Origin of the sequence: uncultured Phenylobacterium sp., from assembly GCF_902826855.1 — a bacterium.
GTDB lineage: Bacteria > Pseudomonadota > Alphaproteobacteria > Caulobacterales > Caulobacteraceae > Phenylobacterium.
The window spans coordinates 1-26,599 of the sequence record NZ_CADEGK010000039.1; the positions used below are offsets into that span (position 1 = coordinate 1).

Here is a 26,599-nt window from a genome sequence, read left to right on the forward strand (position 1 = left end):
CCAGCGCGCTCTCTGAGATCCGCGACATTCCGGGGCGGCCGGTGATCTACCAGGGCGACGTCTTCGCCGTCAGCCACTCGGGCGTGTTCGCCGCCACCGACCTGCGGACCGGCCAGGCGCGCTGGACCCTGCCGGTGGTGGGCGTCATGGCGCCCCTGCCGGCCGGCGACGTGGTCTATGCTGTCTCCAAGGACGGCCTGGTGATCTGCGCGACTCGTGAGAGCGGCCAGATCTACTGGATCCGCAACCTCAACGAAGGCTTCAAGTCCAAGCGCAAGGGCGGGGTGTTCGGCATCGGCGGGAGCAAGCAGGTGCGCCCGATCTGGTCGGGCCCGCTGCTGTCCAACGACCGGCTGCTGATCGTCGGACAGACGGGCGAGATGGCGGTGCTCAACGCCAAGACCGGCGAGATCCAGAAGCGCATCGACCTCAAGGGAGCCGCCATCATCTCGCCCATAGCCATGGGCGACACGGTCTATGTGGTGACTCAGGAGGCCGACCTGATCGCTATTCGCTGATCAGACGGTACACTCAGCCTGTCATGGCGTTGAAAATCGCGATTGTCGGCCGGCCTAACGTCGGCAAATCCACGCTGTTCAACCGGCTGGCGGGTCGCAAACTCGCCATCGTCGATGACCAGCCGGGGGTCACCCGCGACCGACGGTTCGGCACCGGCCGTCTGGGTGACCTGGACCTGGAACTCATCGACACCGCCGGATTTGAGGATGTCACCGACGAGAGCCTGGAAGCCCGGATGCGGGCCCAGACCGAGCTGGCGGTGGACGAGGCTGACGTTTCGGTTTTCGTCATCGACGCCCGCGAGGGGGTGACGCCCGGCGACCTGATCTTCGCCGAGGTGCTGCGCCGTAAGGGCAAGCCTGTGGTGCTGGCCGCGAACAAGGCCGAGAGCAAGGCGTCCGAGGCCGGCGTGCTGGACGCGTTCGGCCTGGGGCTGGGCGAGCCGATCCCGATCTCCGCCGAACACGGCGAGGGCATGGCCGACCTCTACGCCGCCATGGCGCCGTTCGCACTCGCGGACAGCGAGGAGGAGGATGACGAGGCGGCTGACAAGCCGATCAGCATCGCCATCGTCGGCCGCCCGAACGCCGGCAAGTCGACCCTGGTGAACCGGCTGATCGGCGAGGATCGCCTGCTGGTCGGTCCCGAGGCCGGGATCACGCGCGACGCGATCCCCGTGGACTGGACCTGGGAAGACCGCGCCATCCGGCTCGTCGACACGGCAGGCCTGCGGCGCAAGGCCAGGGTCCAGGAGAAGCTGGAGAAGCTCTCGACCCACGACTCCATCCGCGCCATCACCTTCGCCGAGGTAGTGATCCTGGTGATGGACGCCACCCATCCGTTCGAGATCCAGGACCTGCAGATCGCCGACCTGGTGGAGCGCGAGGGCCGCTCCCTGGTGTTCGTGCTGGCCAAGTGGGACCTGGTGGAGGACCAGCGCGAGAAGCTTGCCGAGTTCATCGAGGAGGCAGGGCGGCTCCTGCCCCAGGTGAAGGGCACGCAGGTGGTTGCGCTATCGGCCGAGACGGGGCGGGGGCTGGACCGGCTGATGCCGGCGGTGATCAAGGCCCATACCGACTGGTCCACCAAGGTGAAGACCCGGGATCTCAACGATTGGCTGAAGATGGCGGTGGAACGCCACCCGCCGCCCGCCGTGGGCGGGAGACGCGTGAAGCCCAAATACATGGCTCAGACCAAGGCCCGGCCGCCCACCTTCGTGCTCTTCGCCAGCCGTGCGGACCAGCTCCCGGACCACTATCGCCGGTATCTGGTGAACTCGATCCGCGAGAGTTTCGATCTGCCGGGGGTGCCGATCCGCCTCACGGTGAAGTCCAACAAGAACCCCTTCGCCGAGGGCGAAGAGAAGTCCGGGTCCGGCCTTACGCGGGCTAAGCCCTCCGAGGCCAAGACCGGCCTTGCGGCCAAGACCCGCAAGGCGGCCGCCGCCAAGGCCAAGGAAGGCGCCGGCGCCAAGCCCAAGCTTCACGGCAAAGATAAGCCCCAGGGCCGCAAGGCGAAGCCGGGAAACCCGCGCGGGCGGGCGGCCAAGCTGGCCCGGCCCGGCGTCAAGCCGAAGCGAGCGTCCCGGCCGTCTTCCACGTCGAAAAGACCACGCTAGCGCTCGGCAGGCCCAGGTCGGCCTGGGCCAGCTCCACGATCAGGGGGCCGATCTCCGACGGGTCGGGCAGGTTGGCGGGATCCTCGCCCGGCATCGCTTCGGCGCGCATGCGGGTGCGCATGATGCTGGGGTCGAGCAGCACGGCGCGGACCTTGGTCTGCTCCAGCTCGTCGGCCCAGGTGCGGACCATGTGCTCCAGCCCCGCCTTGGTGACGCCGTAGGGGCCCCAGAAGGCCTTCGGGCGGATCGCCCGGCCGCTGGTGAGGAAGATGGCGCGGGGGTGCTCCGAGGCGCGCAACAGGGGTTCCATCGCGCGGATCAGGCGGTACGAGGCGGTCAGGTTGAGGGCCACGACCTTGTCCCAGTGCTTCGGTTCGATGTGGGCCACGGGGGTCATCGGCCCCAGCATGGCGGCGGCATGGACGAGGATGTCGAGGCGGCCGAAGCGGTTGTGAAGAGCCAGGCCCAGCTGGTCGAGGCCGTCGGCTTCGGCAAGGTCCATGGCGACCAGGGTGGCGGGCTGGCCGGTCGCGGCCTTGATCTCGTCGTCCAGCGCCTCCAGCGCGCCCTGGGTGCGGGCGACGGCGACGACGTGCGCGCCGGCCGCGGCGAGCGCGAGAGCGCAGGCGTGGCCGATGCCGCGGCTGGCGCCGGTGACCAGGGCGATACGGTCTTTGAGGGGCGACTCTGACATTTGGCCGGTCTCTAGACGGTTTCCGCGGGCCTGTCAGGCCGGGCCGCGTAGCGTTGGGCCAGGGCGGCGCAGACCATCAACTGGATCTGGTGGAAGACCATCAGCGGGATCATGGCGACGCCGGCGACCGCCGGGCTCAGCATGGCCGCGGCGATCGGCGCGCCGCTGGCCAGCGACTTCTTGGAGCCGCAGAAGACGATCGCGATTTCGTCGGCCTTGTCGAAGCCGAACGCGCGGGCGGCCAGCATGGTCGCGGCCAGGACGATAGCCAGCAAGACCACGCAGATGACCAGCAGGCGCACGAGGTCCAGGGCGCCCAAGCGGCTCCAGACGCCCTCCACCACGGCGCCGGAGAAGGCGACATAGACGATCAGGAGGATGGTGCCGCGATCCAGCTTGCTCAGGGTCGGGCCGTGGCGGGCGACGAAGCCACCAACCCAGGGGCGCAGCAGCTGGCCCAGAATGAAGGGGGCCAGGAGCTGCAGGACAATGGCCCAGAACGAACCGGCGCTGACGCCGCCCTGGGTGTGCATCAGGAAGCTGGCCAGGAGCGGCGTGAGGAAGACGCCCAGCATGTTGGAGGCCGATGCCGCCGCGACGGCGGCGGGGACGTTGCCGCGCGCGACGCCTACGAAGGCGATGGAACTCTGGATTGTCGAGGGCAGGCAGCCGAGGAGGATGAGCCCGCTGGCGAGTTCCGGGGGCGTGATCCAGGCGGGCAGCCAGGTGAAGCCGACACAGAGGGCGGGGAAGAGCACAAAGGTGGCGGCCAGGATCAGCAGATGCAGGCGCCAGTGCGTCAGGCCGCCGATCACCGCCTGACGGGACAGCCTCGCCCCGTGCAGAAAGAAGACGATGCCGATCAGTACCTTGGAGGTCCATCCTAACCAGACGGCCGCTTCCCCGCGGGCTGGAAGCACGGAGGCCGCCCCGGCCATCAGGATGATCAGGACGAGGTACCAGTCGACCTTGAACTTCATTCGCCCAACGAGGCTCAGGCGTCGACCAGGAACGAAAGCTGGCGCTCGACGAGCTCGTTACGGCCCTCGGCGATCTCGCGGTCGAGGAGGCGGGTTGGATACTCGCCGGTGAAATAGTGGTCGGTGTACTGCGGGAGGGCCGGGTCGCGCACTGCGTCCATCGCCCAATAGAGGCCGTCGACCGAGAGGTAGCCCATGGAGTCGACGCCCAGGATCTTGGCGATTTCGTCGACGGAATGGTTGGCCGCAAGCAGCTGGTCGCGGTCGGGCATGTCGATTCCGTAGTAGTCCGGCCACATGATCGGCGGCGACGCGGAACGCAGATGGACCTCGGCCGCGCCAGCTTCGCGGACCATGCGCACCACGCGTACGGAGTTGGTGCCGCGCACGATGCTGTCGTCCACCAGCAGCACCTTCTTGCCGGCCAGGACGGCGCGATTGGGGGCCAGCTTCATGCGAACGCCCAGTTCGCGCTGCCCCTGGGTGGGCTGGATGAAGGTGCGCCCGACATAGTGGTTGCGGATGATGCCCATTTCGAAGGGCAGGCCGGCCTCCTGGGCGTAGCCAAGGGCGGCGGGCACGCCGGAATCAGGCACCGGCACCACCACGTCGCAGTCCGTGGGCATTTCCTGGGCGAGGCGGCGGCCCATGCGTTTGCGCACCTCATAGATCGAGCGGCCGTTCACCACGGAATCGGGTCGGGCAAAGTAGACGTACTCGAAGATGCAGGGCCGCGCCTGTTGGCGCGGGAAGGGACGGAAACTGCGGATGCCCTTCTCGTCGATCACGACCATCTCGCCGTGCTCCACGTCCCGCACGAACTTGGCGCCGATCATGTCGAGCGCGCAGGTCTCGGAGGCCAGCACCCACTTGCCACCCAGTTCGCCGAGCACGAGAGGGCGGATGCCCAGGGGGTCACGCACGCCGATCAGCTTCTTGTTGGTCATGGCCACCAGGGCGTAGCCGCCCTCGATCTGCATCAGGGCGTCAGTGAACCGGTCCAGGAACTTGGCGCGCCGAGAGCGCGCGATCAGGTGCAGGATCGCCTCCGAATCCGAGGTGGACTGGAAGATCGAGCCCTCCTGCACCAGCTGGTCGCGCAGGGTCAGGAAATTGGTCAGGTTGCCGTTGTGCGCCAGCGCGATCCCGCCCGCTTCAAGGTCGGCGAACATCGGCTGGACGTTGCGCAGGAAGCTGCCGCCGGCGGTGGAGTAGCGGGTGTGGCCGATGGCGACGTGGCCGGGCAGGCGGGCGTTGAGGTCACCGCCGCCAAAGGCGTCGCCCACATAGCCCATGTGCCGCTCGGTGTGGAACCGCTGGCCGTCGAAGCAAGCCATGCCGCAAGCCTCCTGGCCACGGTGCTGCAGGGCATGCAGGCCGAGCGCAGTGATGCCCGAGGCCTCGGGGACGTCAAAGACGCCGAACACCCCGCATTCGAGGCGTGGGGCGTCGTCGTCCGGATCGCGCGCAGGCGGGGACCAACGCTCGGATGGCTGGCTCATCGGGATCGCTCCGGATGGACGGGGTTTGCAGGTTCGGGCGCGTCGTACCCGTCTGTCGTCGTTCTGTCACCTGACCCGTCGCGCACTGCGCGGTCGAAAGCCGGCTTGAGGCGGCCGGCGACGTCGAGGCCCTTGGGCGCCAGCTCGTCGAGAACACGGCCCATGTTGGCGGCCAGCGGCCAGGTTTGGGCGTCGGTGATCCACTTGGGACGCAGATCCTCGGGGGTGGCGGCGTTGAACATCAGGAAGAGCGCACCCAGAACGATCAGTCCCCGGCCGAGGCCGATCAGGAGGCCGAAGGAGCGATCGAGGAAGCCCAGGCCCTGCGCCCTCTGCACCGCGCGCGATACGCCCGCGCCAATCAGCCGCAGGGCGACGAAGGCCACTATGAAGACCAGGATGAGGGACGAGACCGTGCCCAGCCAATCCGGCTGGATCACGTTGCGCACCATCGGGCCGAACACCGGCAGGCCGAACACCGCCAGGCCCGCGGCGAAGACCAGAGCAAGGAGCGCGATGATCTCGCGCACCGCCCCGCGGGCGAAGCCGACCGCGGCCGAGACCCCGAGCAGCAGTAGGACGAGGATGTCGAACTGGGTCATCGGGTTTCCCAGTCCCCATCGTGGATGCGCTGTATGGCGTCGGCGAGGCGGTGGGCGCCGATGAAGGCCATGCCGGCGGCGGGGTCGGCATCAGCGGGTCCCAGCGCGCGGCGGAAACCCAGCTTGGCGGCCTCCTTCATGCGCCCGTCCATGCGGCTGACGGGGCGGACCTCGCCGGAGAGGCTGATCTCGCCGAACACAACACAGTCCTGGGGCAGAGCGACGTCGAAGGCCGAGGAGGCCAGCGCCGCGGCCGCAGCGAGATCGGCTGCCGGTTCGGAGATCCGCAGGCCGCCCGCCACGTTCAGGTACACGTCGCGGTCGCCGAAGGAGAGGCCGCAACGGGCCTCCAGCACCGCCAGGATCATGGCCAGCCGCCCGCCATCCCAGCCGACGACGGCGCGGCGTGGGGTGCCGTAGGCCGAGGGGGCGACCAAAGCCTGGATCTCCACAAGCACCGGCCGGGAGCCCTCGATGCCCGCGAACACGGCCGCGCCCGCGGCGCGCTCTCCGGAGGTGTTGAGGAACAGGGCCGACGGGTTCTTCACCTCGGCCAGCCCGGCGTCGCCCATTTCGAAGACGCCGATCTCGTCCGTGGCTCCGAAGCGATTCTTCGCGCCGCGCAGGATGCGGAAGGGATAGCCGCGCTCGCCCTCGAAGGAGAAGACGGCATCGACCATGTGCTCCACGACACGGGGGCCGGCGAGGGTCCCCTCCTTGGTGACGTGGCCGACCAGGACGACCGCCAGGCCGCGCTTCTTGGCCAGTCGAACCAGTTCGCCCGCGGCGGCGCGGACCTGCGTGACCGATCCCGGTCCGGCCTCGTGGGCATCACTCCAGATGGTCTGGATGCTGTCGATGACGACCAGGTCAAAGGGTTCGGCCTTCAGGCCGTCGATGATGGCGCGCAGGCTGGTCTCCGCAGCGAGCTTCACGTCCGCGTCGGCCAGGCCCATGCGTTGCGCGCGGCTGCGGACTTGCTCGACCGCTTCCTCACCGGAAATATAGGCGCAGCGGACGCCGCGGCGAGCGGCCTGGGCGGCGACCTGCAGAAGCAGGGTGGACTTGCCGACGCCGGGGTCGCCGGCGATCAGGATCGCCGAGCCCGGCACCACGCCGCCGCCGCAGACCCGGTCCCACTCGTCCACGCCCGTGACGATGCGGGGCGGGGCCGGGGTGCTCTCGTCGAGGCCTTCGAAGGCAAGGCCGGTCTTGCGGGTGGCCTTGGTGAGCTTGAGCGCGCCCGGCGGCCGGGCGCCGATCTCCTCGACCAGGGTGTTCCAGGCTCCGCAAGCCGGGCACTGGCCGCTCCAGCGCGTCTGCACCGCCCCGCAGGACTGGCAGGCGTATAGGGCGCCGTCGCGGGCCATGGGTCTCTCGCACTCCTGATTCGGCTCGGCCTCAGTCTAGACCTTCGCGACGCCGGGCGTCTGTCGGCGCCTTGCCGCAACGGACGCTTCGGTTAGGGTCGTGGCCGAGGACGCCGGATGACGGCGGGGAGGATACTATGAGCATCGTTGAACCGGGTTCGGCGGGTTCGAAACTCTTCGAACGCGTGAAGGACATCCTCGTGCGGCCAGCGCCGACGTGGGACCAGATCGATGTGGAGCCAGCCAGCATCGGCGGCCTCTACCGTGGCTATGTCGTTCCGCTGGCGGCCATCCCGGTGGTCTGCGGCGTGATCGGCATGCTGGTGTTCGGCATCGGCGCCTTCGGTGTAACGATCCGGCCCTCGCCCGTGTGGCTCATCGTCCAGGGGCTGGTCCAGTATGTGCTCAGCCTGGGCATGGTGTACGTCCTGGCGTTGATCATCGACGGTCTGGCGCCCAACTTCGGCGGGACCAAGGACCGGCTCCAGGCCTTCAAGGTTGCCGCCTATGCGATGACCGCCTCGTGGGTGGCAGGGGTGTTCAGCCTGCTGCCAGCGTTGGCGCTCGTGGGGCTGCTGGGCGCCCTCTACAGCCTCTACCTCCTCTACCTCGGCCTGCCGAAGCTGATGAAGACTCCTACCGAGAGGGCGGGGACCTATTTCGCCGTCGTGCTGGTGGTTGCGATCGTGATCGGCATCGTGATCTCCGTGGTGTCCGCCAGCGTGATGACGCTCAGCGGCGCCATGCGCATGGCGGGCCCGGGTCAGATCAGCGGCACGGTCGACCTGCCAGGTCAGGGTTCGGTGAACCTCGGGGAACTGGAGGCCGCGTCCAGGCGCGCCGAGGCGGCGGCCAAGCAGCTGCAGAGCGGCAACGCGGCTCCGGCGACCGATCCGGAGGTGCTGAAGGCCTATCTGCCGGCCAGCGTCGGCGGGTTCACCCGCGGCGACGTAAGCGCCGCCAGCGGCGGCGCGGGCGGAATGCAAGGCTCCAGTGCCGAGGCGGACTACGCCAAGGGCGACGCCCGGATGCAACTGGAGGTCACCGACCTGGGGGCCGCGGCGGCCATCGCCGGCATTGCCGGCGCCTTCGACGTCAAGTCGTCGAAGGATACCGCAACGGGCTACGAGAAGGTCGGCAAGGTCGATGGCAGGATGACTCAGGAGAGCTACGATCGGGAGTCGAAGCATGGCGAATACAGCGTGCTCGTTGGCGATCGCTTCATGGTCCAGGCCAGCGGCGACGGCGTCAGCGTCGATGACCTGAAGGCGGCGGTGGGCGCGGTCGGGATCGGCCGGCTGGAGAGCCTGGCCAAGGCGAATTAGCGGGCCTTACCGCTGGAGGGGTTGGCATGAGTACGCCGCGCGGTGCGGGCGTGGCCGTACGAGCCTTGCGGATGCTGGTGACTCCGAGCCGCACCTGGGACGCGATCGCCGCCGAACCCGCCGACGCCCGCGGCCTGCTCCCCCGCTATGTCGCCCCGCTGGCCGCCATCCCGGCGATCTGCGGGATCGTGGGGCCGCTGCAGTTCGGCTTCAACATCGCGAACGTCGGGGTGGTGATGAGCCCGCTCGGGCTCGTCTTGGGGGCCGTGGCCGGCTACCTGCTGACCTTCGTCGCGCTGCTGGCTGCGGCGGTGCTGGTTGACTGGACGGGCGCGGCGTTCGGTGGGAGCCGTGACCGGGCCCGCGCACTGGAGCTGGTCGCCTACGCGGCCACCGCGAGTTGGATCGGCGGCGCGGCCGAGCTTTACCCGAGCCTGGGGCTGGCCGTGGGCATCTTGGCGGCGGTCTACTGCCTCTACACGCTCTACCTGGGCATCACGCCGATGCTCGGCGTACCGGACGAACGCAGGCTCTACGCCTTTGCTTCGATCCTGCTGATCGTGGCCGGTCTCTGGGCCGTGCGCGGGTTCATGGCGATGCGCGCCGCTGAGCTGGGCGGGCCGCTGTACGTCACCTACGCGGCGCCCAGGTAGATCCGCTCCGCGCGCGGACTCAGGCGAACCAGGACTTCGTGGGCTACGGTGCCTGCGGCGCTGGCGAGGTCGTCGAGGGGGACGTTGGGCCCCAGGAGCTCGACGTGGTCGCCAATATCGATGGCCGCACCGCCGATGTCGATCGCCAGGAGGTCCATGTTCACTGTAAGGAGCCGCCGGCGGCCGCTCGCGGCCCAGGCATAGCCTTTGCCCATGGCGGCGCGGATCACCCCGTCGGCATAGCCAGCGCCCACTATGGCGACGCGCATGGGCTTCTGGGCGGTGAAGGCGGCGCCGTACCCGACCCGGTCCCCGGGTTGCAGGTTACGGATGTCCAGGACCGGGGCGGTGAGGGTGGCGACCGCCCGCAGTCGCGGGTCGGGTCGTTCCTCGGGGCCGCCGCCAAACAGGCTGACCCCGGCGCGCACCATGTCGTGGCTGTACTCCGCGCCGAGGAAGGCGCCCGCCGAGGCGGCCAGCGAGGCGCGGGCCTCCGGGAACAGGGCGCGCAGCTCGCGGAAGCGGGCGAGCTGGTCGCGGTTGCGTTGCTCGCGCGGCTCGGTGGCGGAGCCCAAGTGGCTCATGACCAGCGGGATGTCGAGGGCGTCGAGCGCCCCGGGCGAGGCGATGAACGCACGGGCCTCCTCGAAAGAGAGGCCCTGGCGATTCATGCCCGAGTCGACCTGAATCGCGGCGGCGTAACGCCCCCCCAGCGCCTGAGCGGCGACGGCCTGGGCGAGGGCGGCATCGGCCTGCGGCACGGTGGCGATCACGGGGGTGAGGCGCGAGGCGGCCAGGCGGTCGGCGGTTCCGGGGATGAGGCCGTCCAGGACGTAGACGGCGGCGTCGCGCCCGCGCAGCTCTGCCCTCAGGGCCTCGCCCTCGGCCAGGCGGGCGACGAAGAAGCTGCGGGTCCCCTCGTCGTGCAGCCGCCGCGCGATCGGCCCGACGCCCAGGCCATAGCCGTCGGCCTTGACCACCGCGGCCACCTCGGCCGCGCCGGAGATGTCGGCCAGCACAGCGCGGTTGTGCGCCAGCGCGTCGAGATCGATGGTGAGGCGCGCCCGGTCGGGACTCATGCGCCCTTAGTGCTGGTCGTAACGGCTCGAGTCACGGGCCAGGTTGCCGAACTTGGTGAGGTCTTCGTTGAAGGCGAGCTTCACGGTGCCGATGGGACCGTGGCGCTGCTTGCCGATGATGATCTCGGCCAGGCCCTTCACCTGGTCCATGCTCTCCTGCCACTTGAAGTGCTCCTCGGTGCCTTCGCGCGGCTCGAGGCGGCTCAGGTAGTAGCTCTCGCGATAGATGAACATGACCATGTCGGCGTCCTGCTCGATGGAGCCGGATTCGCGCAGGTCGGCGAGTTGGGGCTTCTTGTCCTCGCGGTTCTCGACCTGGCGGCTGAGCTGCGCCAGCGCGATCACGGGAATGGAAAGCTCCTTGGCCAGCGACTTCAGGCCCATGGTGATCGCGCTGACCTCCTGCACGCGATTGTCGGTGCGCGAGCCGCTGCCGCCGATGGTGACCAACTGCAGGTAGTCGACGATCAAAAGGTCGAGGCCGGTGGTGCGCTTCAGCCGGCGCGCCCGGGCGGTCAGCTTGGCGAGCGTGATGCCGCCGGTGTCGTCGATGAAGAACGGCGCGTCCTGGATCTCGATGGCGGCGTCGCGGACGCGGCCGAACTCCATGGCGTCGATCTCTCCCTTGCGCAGACGGTCGCCGGAGACGCCCGAGACTTCGGCCAGCAGGCGCATGGCCAGCTGGTCCGCGCTCATTTCGAGCGAGAAGAAGGCCACCACGCCGCCGCGGACCGTCTTGCGAGAGCCGTCGGGCTGCGGCTCCCAGGCGTACTGACGGGCGACGTCGAAGCCTACGTTGGCGGCCAGCGAGCTTTTGCCCATTGAGGGGCGCGAGGCGATGATCACCAGGTCGGAGGGGTGCAGGCCGCCGATCTTCTGGTCCAGGTCGATAAGGCCGGTGGACAGGCCCGCCAGGCCGCCGTCGCGGCTGTGGGCCTCGGCGGCCATGGCCACCGCGCCCTGCACCGCGTCGGCGAACTTGACGAAGCCCTGGGTCACCCCGCCGGATTCGGCCAGCTCGAACAGTTGCTGCTCGGCCTGCTCGATCTGGTCGCGCGCGTCGAGCTCGGCGTCGCCGGCCTGTGCCAGGGTGGAGATGTCGCCGCCGATGCGGATCAGGTCGCGCCGCAACGCCAGGTCGTAGACACTGCGGGCATAGTCGGGCGCATTGGCGGCCGGTGGGGCGCGGTCGACTAGGTCAGCCAGGTAGCGCACGCCGCCCAGTTCCTGAAACGCCGGGTCGTTCATGAACTGCTCGGCCAGCAGGATCGGCTCGGCCAGCTGGCCCTTGCGGATGGCGACCTGGATTGTCTCGAACAGCCGCTGGTGGAACGGCTCGTAGAAGTGGCGTGGCTGCAGGTTGTCGCCAAGGCGCTCGAAGGCGGCGTTGTCGTACAGCAGCGCGCCCAGCAGCGCCTGTTCGGCCTCGATGTTGGAGGGGACGTGGCTGATCGCCATGTCGTTGGAGACCATGCGGAGGTCGAGAGCCGGAACGAGCGCCATACGTGACGGATACATGAAGGCGGCCGCCGCAGGCACTGCGACACGCACGCCTCGGGCGTCTTTCCACACACATTTTCAGACTGTGGAAAAGCTGCGCCTTACGGTTGCGCCGGCATGAAAAACGGCGCGGGGGTGGGACCCCGCGCCGCTGTTCCGGTCAGGCTGCGCTGCTTACCAGTGATAACCGACGCGGGCGTAGAGGAAGCGCCCGTTGAAACCGAACGGCGAGTAGCTTGGGAAGCCGATCGGGCCGTTGGTGTTGACGATCGTGGGTGTCTTGTTCGGGTACTCGTCGAACAGGTTGTTCACGCCCACCGCCAGGTTCACGCCGATCGAGGTCTCGTAGCGGGCCTCGAAGTCGACGACGACGTGCCTTCCGACGTCATAGTCCAGCGTGGGTGAGTTGTTGGGGACCAGGACGTCGCCGTAATAGATCGCCTTGAGCGAGGCGCCCATCGGGCCGTTCGACCAGTCGACAGCCGCAGTGTGCTTCTGATCGGGCGTGCCTTCCTCGAACGTCAGGCGGTTGCCGCGATCGAACAGGATCGGCGGGACCGGCAGGCCGGAGAGCACCGCAGTGGTCGGGATCCTGGTCACATCGGTGTCGTTGAAGTTCGACGCCAAGGTGAAGTCGAACCGACCGGCGGTCGCTGTGTCCAGCCGATAGCGGCCGACGATGTCGACGCCTTTGGTGGTGGTTTCGACGCCGTTGATGAAGAAGCGCGCCGCGCCAAGTCCCGAGCTGCCCGGCGGGTTGATCAGATTGAAGATCGCCACGGCGGTAGGCGAGCCGGTAGGGGAACCCTGGATGTTCTCCGACAGCACGATGCGGTTGTCGATCTCGATGCGGTAGGCATCGACGGTCAGCTCGAAGGGCCCGGACTGGAAGACGCCGCCCAGCGAGAAGTTCGTCGACTTCTCGGCCTTCAGCGGCTTGCCGCCCAGCGCCGCGGCGATGGGAGAGACCGACGGGAAGGTGCCCACCTCGACGGGGGTGTTGACGCCGTTGATCAGGATGAAGTTGGTCGAGGTGGCGGTGAAGTACTGCTGCTGCAGGGCGGGAGCCCGGAAGCCGGTCGAGGCCGTACCGCGCACGGCGAAGGCGTCGCTGAACGCGTAGCGGGCCGAAATCTTGCCGTTGGTGGTCGAACCGAAGTCGGAGAAGTCCTCGAAACGGCCGGCGATGTCGACGCTGAACTGGTCAGTAAGTGGCACGTCCAGATCGACGTAGGCGGCGTAGGAGTGGCGGTTCACGTCGACCTCGTTGCCGGGCTGGAAGCCGGGGAACCCTTGCGCGCCCGCCGCCTTCCCGGCGATGCCGCCGAAGACGTAGGAGGCCGTGTCGCCGGCGCCGATCTCATAGCCCTCGTGGCGGTACTCCGCGCCGAACGCCAGGGTGGCGGGCTTGGCGAAGCCGAAGTCCAGGGGCCGGGTGACGTCGATCTTCGCCACCCACTGGTAGTATTGCATCGTGCCGGCGTCGAAGGTGGTCGGCGAGGCGCCCCCCAGCGAGGCGTTGACGCTGTCGACCACGCCGTAGCGGACCTTGTTGTAGCCGTAGACGAACCCGGCATCGATGTTGAACTCGCCGGCCTGGCCCTTGGTCCCGAAGGCGAAGGTCCAGTCATCGATGTCGGTGGTGATGCGCGGCAGGAAGCCGCCCGGGAAGATCGCGGGCACGTTGTTGGCGTTGTTGGCCAGCCGCGGGTTGGCGGCCGAGTCGGTCTTGCGGTTCTGGCCGCCGCCGAAGCCGTACAGCTTCCAGGTGTCGCTCAGCGGGATGCCGGCATTGACGTAGAGGGTGACGTCCTCGGCCTGTGGGTCGCCGTAGCGCGAGGTGATCGACGGGACGGCCGGGCGCGGGTCCAGGTCGCCGCGGCTGGTGGGGTTGCGATGACGGTACTCGCCGGAAACGGTGACGAAGCCCTCGGCGCCCAGCGGCAGGCCGACCCAGCCGGCGGCCGTGTTGGTGACGCCGTCCTGCTTCTTGTAGCCGCCCGGGATGCGGGCGGTTTCGACCTCGGTGTCGTAGACGCCGTAGGTGTAGGTCACCGCGCCGCCTTCGCGGGCCTCGCGCAGGCGCATGTTGATGACGCCGGCGATGGCGTCCGAGCCGTACTGGGCCGAGGCGCCATCGCGCAGCACCTCGATGCGGTCGAGCGCAATGGTCGGGATCGCGTTCAGGTCGACGCCGGCCGAGCCGCGGCCGATGGAGCCGTTGACGTTCACCAGGGCCGAGGCATGGCGGCGCATGCCGTTCAGCAGCACCAGGGTCTGGTCGGGCGCGAGGCCGCGCAGGGTCGCCGGGCGAATCGAGTCGGTGCCGTCCGTGATGGCGGGGCGGGGGAAGTCCAGCGAGGGCGCCAGGGTGGCCAGTGCGGCGCCCAGCTCGGTCGTGCCGGAGCGCTCCAGCGCCTGGGCGCCGATGACGTCGACGGGGGCCAGCGAGCTGAGGCGCGAGCGGCCCTCGGTGCGTGTGCCGGTGACGACGATCTCGTCGACGTCGGCGGCTTCGGTGGCGGTCTGGGCGGAGGCGGCGCAGGCCAGCAGGCTCACGGCCGAGACCGCGGCGAAGAGGATGTGTCGGTGATGCATGAAGTTCCCCTGGGGCGGACCGAAGACGCCGGCCGCAACCCTTACTCTGGGGAACCTAGGGAGTTATGCTTTTGACTCAAATGACAATTCGGCAACACCCAGAAAGAAACGGCGCGGGAGTGATCCCGCGCCGCATGTAGTGTCGTCAAGTCGACTCTGGGTCAGCCGTCGGAGGAGCCGAAGTCCTTCTCCATTTGACCGGCGCCGCCTTCGAGCAGATCCGCAGCGGCCTGGTCGGCGGCGATGCGTTCCTCTTCGAACTGGGCATTGATCACGTTCTCGCCGCGGAGTTGGCGGTCGGCCTCGTCCTGGCTGCGCGCGATGTTCAGCGTGACGGTGAGGGTCACCTCGGGGTGCAGGCGCACCTTCACCTCGTGCAGGCCCAGCGTCTTGATCGGCTTGTCGAGCACGACCATGGAGCGTTCGACCTTGCCGCCTTCAGCGTTGATGATCTCGGACACGTCGCGGCCGGCCACCGAGCCGTAGAGCTGACCGCTCTCACCCGCCTGGCGGATGAGGGTGTAGGTCGTGCCGTCCAGCTTTTCGCCAGCCTTGCCGGCGGCTTCCTTGGCCTTGGCGTTGCGGGTCTCGATTTCGGCGCGCTGCGCTTCGAAGACCTTGAGGTTGCCTGCGTTGGCGCGAAGGGCCTTGGAACGGGGCAGCAGGAAGTTGCGGGCGAACCCGTCCTTCACCGTGACCACGTCGCCGAGGCCGCCCCAGCCTTCGAGGCGTTCGAGCAGAATGACTTTCATGTGCCTGGCTCCCTTACTTCACGACGTAGGGGAGCAGCGCGAGGAAGCGGGCGCGCTTGATGGCCTTGGCCAGTTCGCGCTGCTTCTTGGCCGACACCGCGGTGATCCGCGACGGCACGATCTTGCCGCGCTCGGAAACGTAGCGCTGCAGGAGCTTGACGTCCTTGTAGTCGATCTTCGGCGCATTGGCGCCGGAGAATGGGCACACCTTGCGGCGACGGAAGAACGGGCGGCGCTGGCCACCGGCGGCAGCGCCGGCGGCGGGAGCGGTGTCCTGGACGGAGGTTTCGTCAGTCATGTGATGAGCCTCCCTTTCTTAGAACTGAGGAACGTCGTCGCGGCGTTCGCGGTCGCGATCGCGGCGGGCGAGGATCGGGGAGAGCTCCAGGTCGAGCTCGTCGACGCGCACGGTCATGTAGCGCAGCACGTCTTCGTTGATCGACAGCTGGCGCTCCATCTCCTTGACGATGTCCGACGGGGCGTCGATCGCCAGCAGGGAGTAGTGGCCCTTGCGGTTCTTCTTGATCCGGTAGGTGAGGTTGCGAAGGCCCCAGTACTCGATTTTGGCGACGTTTCCGCCGCCTTCTTCGATCAGGTGCTTCAGGGTGTCGTTGAGGGCTTCGGCTTGTTGCGGCGAGATATCCTGCCGCGAAATGACAACGTGCTCGTAGAGCGCCATGCGTTCCTTCTTCCGTTGTGGAAGGCGGCGCGGCCGGTAGGCGGAAGTCCGCCGGCTACGATGGATCCCAGGCCGCGAACGATTTCGCGCGGGACCGCCTTCCGTGAAGAGGCGCGCTAGTAGGGGAAAAGCCGTGTAGGGGCAAGGGCTTTCGCCCGCCGCCACCTCAGCGGGGGCGCCTACCTCTTGGTATTGTAGGCCTTCACCGCGGCAAGCGTCTGGGCGACGTGGTCGCTGGGGTCCATCTTGGAATAGCTGTGCAGGATCGTGCCGTTGGGGGCGATCACGTAGGACGTCCGGTCCGACCAGTCGGGCTTCAACGTCAGTAGGCTGTCGTACTGCCTGGCGATCCTGGCCCCCGGGTCGGCGGCCACGGCGAACTTTCCGCCGCAGGTCTTGGTGTCCTTGGAAAAGGCCGCAAGCTGCTTGACCCCTCCGGCCGTGACGCCGATCACCGTCGCGTTCTGGGCCTTGAACTTATCCGTGGCCTCCGAGAATAGATGCGCCTCCAGATTGCAGCCCTTGCTGTAGGCCGACGGGAAGAAATAGAGCACCACCGGCCCCTTCTTGAGGGCTTCGCTCAGCGACAGGCTGACGGGCGCCCCGGCGAGATACCCGGGCGCGGTGAACGCAGGGGCCTTCGCGCCGGGCTTAAGGGCGGCGGAGGCGGGACCGGCGAGCAGCGCCGCCGAAGTCGCGGCGACAACGAGGCGTTTCACGAGCGACATCCTTCCAGGGCGAACTCTAACGTGGGCGGCTGAATACCGGCGTTCGGGATTGTGCAGGACGCATCAGTTGTAGTCGAGACTGACCGTCAGGACGCCGGCGTAGGCGCCGGTCGGGGTGGCGTTGGTGAGGCTGAAACTGCCGCCGACGGTGAAGCTGTAGGTACCTGCCGAGCCCAGCCCGCCGGCCAAGCTGGGCGCGTTGGGAGCGGTGTCGGTGAGGTTCACCGTCAGGCTGCCGGGACCGGTCAGGACGAGTGTCGCCGGGATGCTGAGCGAGAACTGCTGGCCACCTTCGCCGGAGACGGTGAAGGCCGCTCGGGTGGGCGCCGGAGTCGGGTAGCCGAAACCCGAGCCGGTGACGGTGCGGTTCCCGTTGCTGGCGTTCAGCGTCACTGTACTGGCGCCGCTCGCGGGGATCTGGATGCGGCCGAAGTTGAGGTCGGCGGTCTTGGCGATCGACAGGGCGCGGAAGACCTTCACCTTGCCCTTGTCGGTGTCGCCGCCCAGCTGCAGGCCGTTGGCGTCGACGATGTAGGCGTAGAAGCCGTTCTCGCTGTTGCCGGTGGCCAGACCCGACTCGTCGCCGGCCACCCCAAAGTCCGCCCCGACGAAGAAGGTCTTGGCGCTGTTAGCGCCCAGCGGCGCGAGCTCGAAAGCGATCGGATGGACGCCCGTAGGGGGTGCGGTGAGCGTCGCGGTCCCCATAGCCACCGTAAAGCCGGCCAGCGGGCGCGCACGGCCGGTTAGCTGGCCGATCCTGCCGATCCGCATCGCGACGTTCCTGGTCGTGCAGTCGGTGTCGCCCGATCGCGACGGCCGACAGATGACGGTGACCTGGCTGCGGGCGGACGCCGTGGAGATGCGGCTTCCGCCGCCGCTCTGCACGGTGACACTGCCGGTGGCCGGACTGATCCTGAAGACGGTGTCGCCAGTGGCCGCGGCCGACACCTGCTGCAGGTCCATCGGTCCGGTCACATTGACCGTGTAGGCGGCCGCCGCGGCTGCGACGGCGGCAAGCGCCGCGGCGGCGACGGTTCCGGCGAAGACGAGCAGCCGCGTCATCTCAGTTTGCTCCCCCCGACTTGGCCACGACGGTCTCCGGCGACGCGGGCACGAACTTCACCTGAACGACCACATCGGGGGCGAAATCGCCGCCACCCCGGATGGTCACCATAGGCTCCTGCAGCAGGCGCATGCGCAGCTTCTCCGCCTGCCTGGGGTCGAGTTGAAGCTGATAGCGGCCGATGGGTACGGCGTCGAACACCGCCGACCCGTCGAACTCGGTGACGGCCTCCACCGGCGCGCCCTTGTCCGGCGCCAGCTGCACACGCACGGATGCAAGTCCCACACGCTGGCCGTCGTCGCGGAGGAGCTCGACCTTGACCGTCACCCCGCCAGTCGGGCGCATGGGGTAGTCGACGCGGGTCACGGCCCCGGGGCGTGGGCGCAGCTCCAGCCGCGACGGCGGGGTGGAGACCGAGGCGTCCTCCATGTTGTCGAGGCTTACGTCCATGTAAGCGGTCGGGCCGCCGCCGAGACCACCAACTAGAACGCGGCCATCCTTGCCGGTCACCAGGCCGCGCTGGGTCCCGCCCTCGAGACCGACGTTAGGCGCGGGAGGCTCGCCGGGCTGGCGCACGCCGTCGCCGTTCTCGTCCAGAAAGGCGTTGAACAGCACCGAACCGCCCGAGCCGGGGCCTGTGCGGGTGAGGTCGTAGCGGTTGCGGCCAGGGTCCCAGCCGAGGCCGAAGGTCCACTGCGCCGCGACGCGCCAGTCGGAGTCGGTGTTGTCGTACTCGCCCGTCAGCGCCAGGTCGCCGAACCGGCTGGCGAAGATACTGGAGAGCGCGAGGTTCCAGCCGCCAAGGCGGTCCAGCGGCTGGCCCAGCCCGAAGCGCAGCGACCACGCATCGGAGAGCCGCCGATCGACTGTCACGCTGAGGAACCGCGCTCTCACGTCCGGCAGGATGTCGTAGTCGAGGGTGGTGCGGATCTGCCACCGGTAGCTGCGAAAGGTGGAGGCGGAGAGGTAGCCGGAGAGGGTCTCGGTCGCTGCCGCCGGACGATAGACCTGACGCTGGTATTCCCAACCGGCCGAGAACAGCACCTGGCCCAGGCTGGACGACGCCCGCCACGCGGCGAGGAAGTCGTGGGAGCCGCCGGTGTAGTCGTTGCGGATCGCGCGCATCGAAACGGGCACGATCCGGCCGCGCAGCCTGATGCTGGAATCCAGCGTCAACTCGGTGCGGCGCTCGGTTTCGAGCCGTGAATTGAAGCCCAGGTTGTTCTCGTCGATGAAGGCGTCGCGGTATTCGGCGTGGCGCAGCACCGAGGAGAGGTCGCCGAACTGGCCGGCCAGGCCGACGGAGACGCCGGCGCCGCCCCGACTGTCCCAGCCGCCGTCCACCTGTGTCGCGAGCCCAAGCAGCGACGTGCGCGCGCCCAAGGTATAGAGGCCGACCGCTCCGCCCCCCAGGCGCGGGATCCGCGCCGCGCCAGCGGTGAGGCTGAGAAGGTCGGTCACGCCGTAGTTCAGCGCAGCCACCACGCGTGTGCCTCCCGGAGCGAACAGGGCCGCGTCGCCCAGCACGCTCTGATCACGTCGCCCGACGCGGAACACCGGCTGGTCCTGCCCGACGATGCCGAACTCGAACTGGGCCTCGCCGGGCCGAAGCAGAGCGGCGCCGACATTGACGACCTGGATCTCCTCGTTGCGCTCGCCGCGCGGCCCGTAGGTGACGAGGCGCACGATGTTGACCCCCGGCGAGAGGGGCACGTCCAGGAACTCGAAGCGGCCGGCCACCGCCTGGTTGGTCGTGCCCTTCAGCACGTCGTTCACATAGAGCTCCACGTCGTAGCCCGGCGGCAGGTCGCCGCGCAGGTCGATGCGGTTGAAGACGTTGGTCTGCACCAGCGGCGAAGTAGAGAGCGATAGGCCGCGCCCGGCCACCACCCGAGCGCCTATGGCCAAGCCCGGAGCGAAGGTGTCGCCGGCGCTGACCTCGCGCACACGCAGCGGGCCAAATAGATTGCCCTCAAGCGAGCGGCGCTGGAGCAGGACGCGCGCGTTGGCGGCGCGGCCCACCTCGTCCGAGCCCAGGTAGCCCTGGAAGTTGCCCCACAGCAGGTCGCCGGCGGCGCGCACATCGTAGCGGAAGTTGCGGTTGCGGGCGCCGGACTCGAAGCCGCCGTCCAGCACCACGTCGAACCCGGGCGGGCTGACGAAGGCGTAGGGCGCGGAGATCCTCAAGGGCTCCTCTCCGGCGACACCGACCTGCGAGCCGTCGGGGCGGTTGGCGAGGCGTTGCAGCCGCGCCTGGACGGGTAACTTCTCCACCGCGTGGAGTCGCAGGGTCAGCTCATCGCCGGCGACCTCGATCCGAATCGGCAGCATCCGCTGCACGGCCGAGACGCGCAGGTAGATCTCGGTGGGCGTGATCACCCAGTCCAGGGGCCCGAGACGGACCTCCTGAGCGCCCACCCGGGCCACGCCGGTCTTCAGGTCGACAAAGAGGGAGCGGCGCGCCTCGCCGAGGCGGCCGGTGATCCGTCCCTCGGCAGGCAGGACGTCGATGTCGGCTTCCAGCAGGCGCGCGAGTTCACCGAACGGCGCCAGCGGATCCTCAGGATCGCCGTAGGCGCCCAGGCCCTCGGTCAGGGTGAGGTCGTCCAGCGAGACGGAGAGCAGCAGCAGGGTGGTCAGGTCCAGCGCCGCGGCAGCCTCGAGCGGCCCCGCGCCTGGCGCCGTCACGGCGGCCTCGGTCGCCGCGGACTGAGCCGCAGGGGCCTCCGAGGCCATCGCTGGCGCGCTCCGCAGGAGGATGACCGCTGCGGTCGCGAGGCCAGCCGACCACCTAAAGGACCGCTTTCGCAAGGACCTTCCCCGGGGACGTGTCGTCGTCGGTGAAGGTCACCTCCAGCCGCTCACCCGCGGCGGGGGCCCGCGAGAGAGGGATTCGCACGACGCGGCGCGGGATCTCCGGATAGACGCCGACTCCCCGGGCCAGGCCCAGCGGCTCGGAGCCTTTCTTCTCGCCGACCACGCGCACCTCGAAGTTGCCGTAGACCGAACTCGCGCCGCCGCGGACAAGGTCCAGCGCTAAGACCGCGGTCGGCCCGCGGGGAACGCGGCCGTCACCGGGCGCGGCGGCAAATTCCACGCGGGCGCCTTCCAGGGTTGCGCGGACGTCGGGTTCGGCGGGGCGCACGATGATGGGGATGGATAGCCCGTAGATGGCCGTGATCTGAAAACTCAGTTCGTTGTCGGTCCGCCCCGCCGCGGCCGCCTCGGCGGTGGAGCCGGTGTCGCGTGGGGGCAGGGTGGTCACCGTAAGGTGGCTGCGGTGCTCGCCGTCGGCCGCCCCGGGCAGGGTGGCCAGGCGCACGCGCACCGTCTGAGGCCGGCCGGGCTGCAGCGTGGCGCGCCGGGGCGACAGTTGCAGCAACGCCTTGGCGGACTTCAGCTGGGACGTCGCCGTCCTGCCGTCGGCGCGACCGGCCGCGTCATCGACCGCCAGGATCTGCCCGTCGGTCAGCATGACCCGGTCGATCAGGGCCACGTCGACCGTGACCGGCTCGGTCCCCTGGTTCAGCAGCACGATCGAGCCGATGCGGCGCCGGCCGTCGAAGGTCAGTCGCTTGGGAGTGATGTTGAGGAAGGCGTTGAGGCCCGAAGTGGGGCGCGCCGGTTGCGCGGCCAGCGGCGCAGGAACGGCAATCACGCCGGCTGCCAGCAGGAGGGCGGCGAGGCAGGGGGCAATCGTGCGCATCAGTTGTACTGCACCACGACCATCAGGAACCCGGGCTGCGCAGCGCTGCGCGGACCGTGCGACGCCAAGGCCAGACCTTTGCCGACCTCGATGCTGGCGGCCGCCCGGTCCAGCAGCGCGCCCCCGACCAGAGTCCCTGGCCGGTCATGCGTGAGGTCCGCCCCGCCGGTCCGCAGGGTCAGCCCCTGATCGTCCTGGGCGCTGACTTCGAAGCTGGCCGGTGCGGTGACCGGCAGGCCTGCCTGATCCTCGCGCCGCACCAGGAGGGCCGCGTTGCCCGGCATCATCATCCCCAGGCTGATGGAGGGCAGGGTCCCTTGAAAGCTGGCCCCGGCCGCGATGCCGCGGACGCTGGGCATGGCCAGGGCCCAGTTCACCGCCACGCCGGGCGGGTCGATGATCGAGGCGCGCGCGGGCGCCGAGGCCACCTCGGCCACTGCGGCCGTGGCGAACGCGGAAAGGCTCGTGGCCAAGGCGCCGACGATGAATGGGGTTCGGCTCATAAGGAGGGACAGGGTCATGCGGACGCCTCCGCGACGGCCCGGCGACGCGTTGTCAGTTGAAATTCACCGTCAAGCTCAGGGTCCCGCTGTAGTTGGTCGAGGCGGTTGCCGAGGTGATATCGAAGTGGCCCCCGACGTACAGGTCGTCGGTTCCGGTGGTCAGCGTGTTGAGCGTGCCGCTGGCCGCGACGGGGCTCTCGGCCCCGACGTTGCCCAGGTTGCCCGTGGCGTTGGTGAAGCTGAGGCTGTTGTCGGTGACGGAGTAGGTCTGACCGGTGCTGCCCACGAGACGGAAGGTCGCCGCGTGCGCCAGGCCGGGTGTGGGCACGAACCCGTTGCCGCCGGATACGGAGGGGGTCGCTGTGCCGGTCGCGGCCGACGCGACCGTGACCGTCGTGGTCCCGGTGCTCGGCTTGGCGATCGTGCCGAAGTCGAGGTCGCGCGTGTTGGTCATCTGACCCGGATCGACAATCGTGGCCGTTGCTGGGGCGGTCGCCGTCACCGGCGCGGCGGAGGCGACGGAGACCCACGCGAGACCGATGGCCGCGGCGGCGAGTGCGATACCAATCTTCATCTAGATCCCCCTCAGGCAACTATCGCATGCGAATATGGGCGATAATCCGTGACTTGCCCCGCCCGGCGTTCGACCAATATTCCCGCATGAAGGGAAAATGGATCGAAGAAATCTTCCCAAGGTTGCGCCCCTGGACCTTTACCTTTTGTTAGTCATCCGCGGCGGCTGAACCGCTGTCAAGTCGACGCGCCCGGCCGTAGAAATCGCTACAACTTCTGATATTTCTCGTCGTCTAGGCTGGTGATGTGGGGCCTGGACACTGTCGTCGCCAAGCTGGCGCGTGACGATCAGATGCCAGGTCAAGCTCCTGAACACACGGCTACGGAACGAGCGCCCGGCGGTGCTTGGGACACGGTCCATACGCACTCTGCGTCACTGGTCTGTCGGCGGGCGATTGTTGGGGCGCCTGTTCGATTTCCGAAGCGTTGACGGGCCGCGCGAGGTGGTGGCTCCACCCCGAGTCGCACCCCGCCGCGTCGGCCCGTGCTGACGCGCTCAGTTTGAAGCGGCCGCCCACTTTCGACGCGACGCGTGGTTCCGTGTACGATGGGACGCACGGCGGGGGCGATGGCGGACGACGGGGCGTGGGCGAAGGCGGTGGCTCGGCAGGAGCCGGATGACGCGCGGACGCGCCGTGCGGTCGCTGAACTGCGTCTCGTCCTCAGTGATCTTCAGGCGCGGCCATTGCCTCCACAGTCGGCGGCCGCACTGGCGCAGGCCCTCGAAGCGTTGGCCCGGCGGCTGGACGCAGAGGCGGGGCGCCGCTTGGAGTTGGAGGCCCGGGTCCAGTCCGGGATGGACCATGTGCTGGAGCAGCTTGCCAGTGTGCGCGCAGCCCAGGCCGCGGTTGTCCCGCAGCGGGACCCCTTGCTTCTGCGGGTGATCTTTGTCGGCGCCAGCCTGGTCGCGGCGGTGAGCGTGGTCGGGGCCGGGGCGGCGATCGTGGGCAGCCCGCAAGTCGCTCCGCGCGCCGTCTCAGCGACGATCGCCGCCTCGGGCGCAGTCGACCTGCGCGCGAGCCTCAGGCCGGAGCCACCGGCGCGCAGGACGGGCGCGGACTTGCCGGCGCTGAACCCGATCGCTCCGGTCTCGAACCGGGAAGGAGACGACTATGCGGCGGTCGCCGCGGCCCTGGAACGTGGCGAGGCCCTGGCGCTGCCACGACTGACCGGTCTGGCCCAGGCGGGAGACAGTCGCGCCCAGATACACCTCGCGAGCTTGTATGAGGCTGGCGTCGCAGGCGTGCCCCGGGACCTGGCGGCGGCGCGGCTGTGGACGCGCCGCGCTGCGCAGGGCGGTGATCGCTTGGCGATGCACAACCTCGGGCTGTTCCTGGCGGATGGCGAGGGCGGCGCACGCGACTATGCGGAAGCGGCAACCTGGTTCAGACGCGCAGCAAACCGCGGGGTGGTGGATTCGCAGTTCAACCTCGGCCTGCTCTACGAGGCCGGCCGCGGGGTGGAGAAGAACCTGCGCGAGGCCTACCGCTGGTTCGCCGTGGCCGCCAACGCCGGGGACGCTACGGCGCGGGAGAAGCAGGTCGAGATCGAGGCCCGGCTCACTCCGGCGGAGCGAGCCGGCCTGGACGGCGACGTGGCGGCCTATCGGCCGGGCGCGGCGCCGACCGCCGACCTGGCGCAGGTGATCCCGCCAGCGGCGAGCCTGGCCGAGACCCAGGCCCTGTTGGCCCGCCGCGGCTACTACGTGGGGCCTATCGACGGCGTGGCCTCCCCCGTGCTGCGGGCCGCGACGAGCGCCTATCTTCGCGACCATCCCGAGGTCGCCAGGGGACGCTAGCCGTTCGGCGTCACCAGGATCTTCACGTGGGCCTCGGGGTCGCCGAGCGCGGTGAAGGCGCCGGCCACGCCGTCGAGGCCGACCTTGCCGGTGACCAGGCCGGAGACGTCAATGACGCCCTCCGACAGCTGGCGGAGAGTCATGGCGAACTCCTGCGGCGTGTAGCCAAGGACGAAGGTGAGTTCCATTTCCTTGGTGACAGCGATGGAGGGCTCGATCCGGTCGGTCTCCATGCAGACGCCGGCGACCACGATGTGACTTCCGCCAGGCGCGGCCTCGATCAGGCCTTCCAGGACGCCGGGCGAGCCGACGCACTCGAAGATGACGGGCTGGGCGACCACCTTGCCCATAGAGCGCATCATGCTCTGGGCCGCGCGGCTCCTGGGAACGCCCAGGCTCTCCCAACGGTCGTGCGGATTTTCCGCCCCGGGGTCGACGATGATGTCGGCGCCCAGCTTCTCGGCGGCGGCGCGGCGGCGGGGTGAGAAGTCGGTGGCGATGACCGGTCCATGCCCTTGGGCCTTGAGCGCGGCGATGATGGCCAGACCCACCGGGCCGCAGCCGACGACGAGACAGACGGCCCCTGGCTCCAGGCGGGCCTTGGCGACGGCGTGGGCGCCGACCGCGAAGGGCTCAGTGAGCGCGGCCTTGTCGGTGGGAAGGCCGTTGGGGACCTCCAGGATCAGCGCTTCGGAGAGCAGCATCCGCTCGGAGAAGCCGCCCGGCAGGCGGTTGGAGAAGCCCAATGCCTCAACGCCGCCGCCGTGCATGGTGACGGGCACGCTGACCACTCGGGTTCCGGCCTTGAGGGCCTTGGAAGAGCCAGGGCCGTGGTCGAGGATCTCGGCGCAGAACTCGTGGCCGAACACCGTGTCGGCCGCGGGGTTGAAGCCTGAGTCCGGCGCGCCGGAACGGCGGCCGAGGTCGATCATGTGCTCCATATGATGGAGCGCGTGCAGGTCGGAGCCGCAGATGCCGCAGGCAAGCGTTCGGACCAGCACCTGGCCCTCGCCTGGGGTCAATTCGGCGATCTCGTCGCAAACCAGCGCCTTATTGCGGCGGACCACGGCCTTCATGCGTTCGCTCCTGAGCTTCTTGTCGTCATCGGTTCTATCCCCTAACCCTCGCGCCTCGGAATCAACAGGGAGCGCATTGCGAAAAATGAGCCTCGCCTTCCTCTTTCCCGGTCAGGGCAGCCAGGCCCTGGGCATGGGCCAGAACCTGGCTGAAGCCTTCGCCGCCGCGCGCGAGGTGTTCCAGGAAGTCGACGACGCCCTGAACCAGAAGCTCTTCAAGCTGATGAAGGACGGACCGGAGGACCAGCTGACCCTCACGGAGAACGCCCAACCCGCACTGATGGCGGTCAGCGTGGCGGTGATGCGCACACTGGAGAAGGAGTTCGGGGTCCGGATCGAGAAGGCCGCGTTCGTGGCCGGCCACAGCCTGGGCGAATACTCGGCCCTCGCCGCGGCCGGCGCGATCAGCCTGCCGGACACCGCGCGCCTCCTGAAGCTGCGCGGCCAGGCGATGCAACGAGCCGTGCCGGTAGGCGAGGGTGCGATGGCCTCGCTGATCGGGCCGAAGGCGGACGTGGCGCTGGCCGAGGCGGCCGCCGAGGCCGGCTCGTCGGTGGGTGTCTGCGTCGTCGCGAACGACAACAATGCGGGCAACGTCGTGATCTCCGGGGACAAGGCCGCCGTCAATGCGGCCATCGAGAAGGCCAAGGAGCTAGGCGCGCGGGCCATCCTGCTGAACGTGTCTGCGCCCTTCCACTGCCCGCTGATGCAGCCTGCCGCCGACGAGATGGCTGAGGCCCTGGCGGCCGCCACGATCGGGGGGCCGCGTGCGGCGCTGGTGGCCAACATCACCGCCCAGCCCACCAGCGACCCGGAAACGATCCGCCGGCTCCTTGTCGAGCAGGTCACCGGCCGCGTGCGGTGGCGCGAGAGCATGCTGTGGATGGCGGAGACCGGCGGCGTCGCTCGATTCGCCGAAGCCGGCGCCGGCAAGGTGCTGTCGGGCATGGCCAAGCGCATTGCCCCCGGCGCCGAGGCTACGCCGCTGAACGGCCCCGGCGACCTCGAAGCCTTCGCCAAGTCGCTCTGAGGAGCCGCAGATGTTCGACCTTACCGGCAAGACCGCCCTCGTGACCGGGGCCACCGGCGGCATCGGCGCCGAAATCGCGAAGACCCTGCACGCCCAGGGGGCCCACGTCGTGCTTTCCGGGACTCGCGAGGCGGTGCTTCGGGAGTTCGCCGCGGCTCGCGGCGCGCGACGTGGTCCCGGAGGCGGAGCCCGGCGCGGTCTTCGCCGCGGCCACCGACCTGTTGAAGCGGATCAACGACGGCAGCGGCGTG

At 69.1% G+C, this 26,599-nt stretch carries 25 protein-coding genes; 7 read left to right on the forward strand and 18 right to left on the reverse strand.

Annotation, left to right across the window (positions count from 1 at the left end; genetic code table 11):
• Together QZV94_RS07770 and der are read left to right on the forward strand one after the other, a co-directional pair.
• Positions 1-518: PQQ-binding-like beta-propeller repeat protein (locus QZV94_RS07770; RefSeq protein ID WP_293677240.1), on the forward strand; the 518-nt coding region annotated here is incomplete at its 5' end.
• Between the two features lie 23 nt (positions 519-541).
• Positions 542-2,137 carry a ribosome biogenesis GTPase Der gene (der, locus tag QZV94_RS07775; protein ID WP_293677241.1) on the forward strand — a complete coding sequence of 532 codons (1,596 nt, stop codon included), beginning with the start codon at positions 542-544 and terminating at the stop codon, positions 2,135-2,137.
• On the opposite strand, the gene QZV94_RS07780 is transcribed toward der, so the two are convergent.
• The 5 genes from QZV94_RS07780 to radA are packed head-to-tail and all read right to left on the reverse strand — an operon-like array spanning position 2,085 to position 7,285.
• On the reverse strand, positions 2,085-2,831 hold the full coding sequence (locus QZV94_RS07780) for an SDR family NAD(P)-dependent oxidoreductase (RefSeq protein ID WP_293677242.1): 747 nt from the start codon (positions 2,829-2,831) through the stop codon (positions 2,085-2,087). The genes der and QZV94_RS07780 overlap by 53 nt on opposite strands.
• An 11-nt stretch (positions 2,832-2,842) precedes the next feature.
• Positions 2,843-3,811 carry a bile acid:sodium symporter family protein gene (locus tag QZV94_RS07785; RefSeq protein ID WP_293677243.1) on the reverse strand — a complete coding sequence of 323 codons (969 nt, stop codon included), beginning with the start codon at positions 3,809-3,811 and terminating at the stop codon, positions 2,843-2,845.
• Positions 3,812-3,825: 14 nt separating this feature from the next.
• Positions 3,826-5,313, reverse strand: coding sequence for an amidophosphoribosyltransferase (gene purF / locus QZV94_RS07790; RefSeq protein WP_293677244.1), 1,488 nt, complete (start codon positions 5,311-5,313; stop codon positions 3,826-3,828).
• Positions 5,310-5,915 (reverse strand): CvpA family protein, encoded by a 606-nt coding sequence (locus tag QZV94_RS07795; RefSeq protein ID WP_293677245.1) that lies wholly within the window; start codon positions 5,913-5,915, stop codon positions 5,310-5,312. The genes purF and QZV94_RS07795 overlap by 4 nt, the downstream gene beginning before the upstream one ends.
• Positions 5,912-7,285, reverse strand: coding sequence for a DNA repair protein RadA (gene radA / locus QZV94_RS07800; RefSeq protein WP_293677246.1), 1,374 nt, complete (start codon positions 7,283-7,285; stop codon positions 5,912-5,914). The genes QZV94_RS07795 and radA overlap by 4 nt, the downstream gene beginning before the upstream one ends.
• A gap of 137 nt (positions 7,286-7,422) precedes the next feature.
• Here radA and QZV94_RS07805 point away from each other — a divergent pair, with 137 nt between their 5' ends.
• The gene (locus QZV94_RS07805) at positions 7,423-8,610 is read left to right on the forward strand and encodes a Yip1 family protein (RefSeq protein WP_293677247.1); all 1,188 of its coding nucleotides are present in this window, start codon (positions 7,423-7,425) and stop codon (positions 8,608-8,610) included.
• 26 nt (positions 8,611-8,636) lie between these two features.
• Positions 8,637-9,263: a Yip1 family protein gene (locus tag QZV94_RS07810; protein ID WP_293677248.1), complete on the forward strand. Its 627-nt coding sequence runs from the start codon at positions 8,637-8,639 to the stop codon at positions 9,261-9,263.
• Here the strand turns inward: QZV94_RS07810 and alr are convergent.
• From alr to QZV94_RS07870, 12 genes are all read right to left on the reverse strand, one after another.
• On the reverse strand, positions 9,245-10,342 hold the full coding sequence (gene alr, locus QZV94_RS07815; RefSeq protein WP_293677249.1) for an alanine racemase: 1,098 nt from the start codon (positions 10,340-10,342) through the stop codon (positions 9,245-9,247). The genes QZV94_RS07810 and alr overlap by 19 nt on opposite strands.
• A gap of 6 nt (positions 10,343-10,348) precedes the next feature.
• Positions 10,349-11,845: a replicative DNA helicase gene (locus QZV94_RS07820; RefSeq protein ID WP_293677250.1), complete on the reverse strand. Its 1,497-nt coding sequence runs from the start codon at positions 11,843-11,845 to the stop codon at positions 10,349-10,351.
• 171 nt (positions 11,846-12,016) lie between these two features.
• On the reverse strand, positions 12,017-14,440 hold the full coding sequence (locus tag QZV94_RS07825) for a TonB-dependent receptor (protein WP_293677251.1): 2,424 nt from the start codon (positions 14,438-14,440) through the stop codon (positions 12,017-12,019).
• Positions 14,441-14,601: 161 nt separating this feature from the next.
• Complete coding sequence (rplI, locus tag QZV94_RS07830) at positions 14,602-15,192, reverse strand: 50S ribosomal protein L9 (protein WP_293677252.1); 591 nt, start codon at positions 15,190-15,192, stop codon at positions 14,602-14,604.
• 13 nt (positions 15,193-15,205) lie between these two features.
• Complete coding sequence (gene rpsR / locus QZV94_RS07835) at positions 15,206-15,490, reverse strand: 30S ribosomal protein S18 (protein WP_293677253.1); 285 nt, start codon at positions 15,488-15,490, stop codon at positions 15,206-15,208.
• 18 nt (positions 15,491-15,508) lie between these two features.
• The gene (gene rpsF / locus QZV94_RS07840; protein ID WP_293677254.1) at positions 15,509-15,871 is read right to left on the reverse strand and encodes a 30S ribosomal protein S6; all 363 of its coding nucleotides are present in this window, start codon (positions 15,869-15,871) and stop codon (positions 15,509-15,511) included.
• 179 nt (positions 15,872-16,050) lie between these two features.
• Positions 16,051-16,590, reverse strand: coding sequence for a peroxiredoxin (locus tag QZV94_RS07845; protein ID WP_293677255.1), 540 nt, complete (start codon positions 16,588-16,590; stop codon positions 16,051-16,053).
• A 72-nt stretch (positions 16,591-16,662) separates the two neighbouring features.
• Positions 16,663-17,661, reverse strand: coding sequence for a DUF4402 domain-containing protein (locus QZV94_RS07850; protein ID WP_293677256.1), 999 nt, complete (start codon positions 17,659-17,661; stop codon positions 16,663-16,665).
• A 1-nt stretch (position 17,662) separates the two neighbouring features.
• The gene (locus tag QZV94_RS07855; protein ID WP_293677257.1) at positions 17,663-20,398 is read right to left on the reverse strand and encodes a hypothetical protein; all 2,736 of its coding nucleotides are present in this window, start codon (positions 20,396-20,398) and stop codon (positions 17,663-17,665) included.
• A 55-nt stretch (positions 20,399-20,453) separates the two neighbouring features.
• Positions 20,454-21,368: a hypothetical protein gene (locus QZV94_RS07860; RefSeq protein WP_293677258.1), complete on the reverse strand. Its 915-nt coding sequence runs from the start codon at positions 21,366-21,368 to the stop codon at positions 20,454-20,456.
• On the reverse strand, positions 21,368-21,889 hold the full coding sequence (locus QZV94_RS07865; RefSeq protein ID WP_293677259.1) for a hypothetical protein: 522 nt from the start codon (positions 21,887-21,889) through the stop codon (positions 21,368-21,370). Before QZV94_RS07865 ends, QZV94_RS07860 begins: the two co-directional genes overlap by 1 nt.
• Before the next feature lie 34 nt (positions 21,890-21,923).
• Positions 21,924-22,445 carry a DUF4402 domain-containing protein gene (locus QZV94_RS07870; protein WP_293677260.1) on the reverse strand — a complete coding sequence of 174 codons (522 nt, stop codon included), beginning with the start codon at positions 22,443-22,445 and terminating at the stop codon, positions 21,924-21,926.
• Positions 22,446-23,012: 567 nt separating this feature from the next.
• Here QZV94_RS07870 and QZV94_RS07875 point away from each other — a divergent pair.
• Entirely contained in the window at positions 23,013-24,242 is a 1,230-nt protein-coding gene (locus QZV94_RS07875; RefSeq protein WP_293677261.1) for a hypothetical protein, read from the forward strand.
• Here the strand turns inward: QZV94_RS07875 and QZV94_RS07880 are convergent.
• Positions 24,239-25,318 (reverse strand): zinc-binding dehydrogenase, encoded by a 1,080-nt coding sequence (locus tag QZV94_RS07880; protein WP_293677262.1) that lies wholly within the window; start codon positions 25,316-25,318, stop codon positions 24,239-24,241. The genes QZV94_RS07875 and QZV94_RS07880 overlap by 4 nt on opposite strands.
• Before the next feature lie 85 nt (positions 25,319-25,403).
• On the opposite strand from QZV94_RS07880, the gene fabD reads away from it, so the two are divergent.
• Both fabD and QZV94_RS07890 read left to right on the forward strand, forming a co-directional pair.
• On the forward strand, positions 25,404-26,348 hold the full coding sequence (fabD, locus tag QZV94_RS07885) for an ACP S-malonyltransferase (RefSeq protein WP_293677263.1): 945 nt from the start codon (positions 25,404-25,406) through the stop codon (positions 26,346-26,348).
• A gap of 10 nt (positions 26,349-26,358) precedes the next feature.
• On the forward strand, positions 26,359-26,599 hold a 241-nt coding region (locus QZV94_RS07890), incomplete at its 3' end, for an SDR family NAD(P)-dependent oxidoreductase (RefSeq protein WP_293677264.1).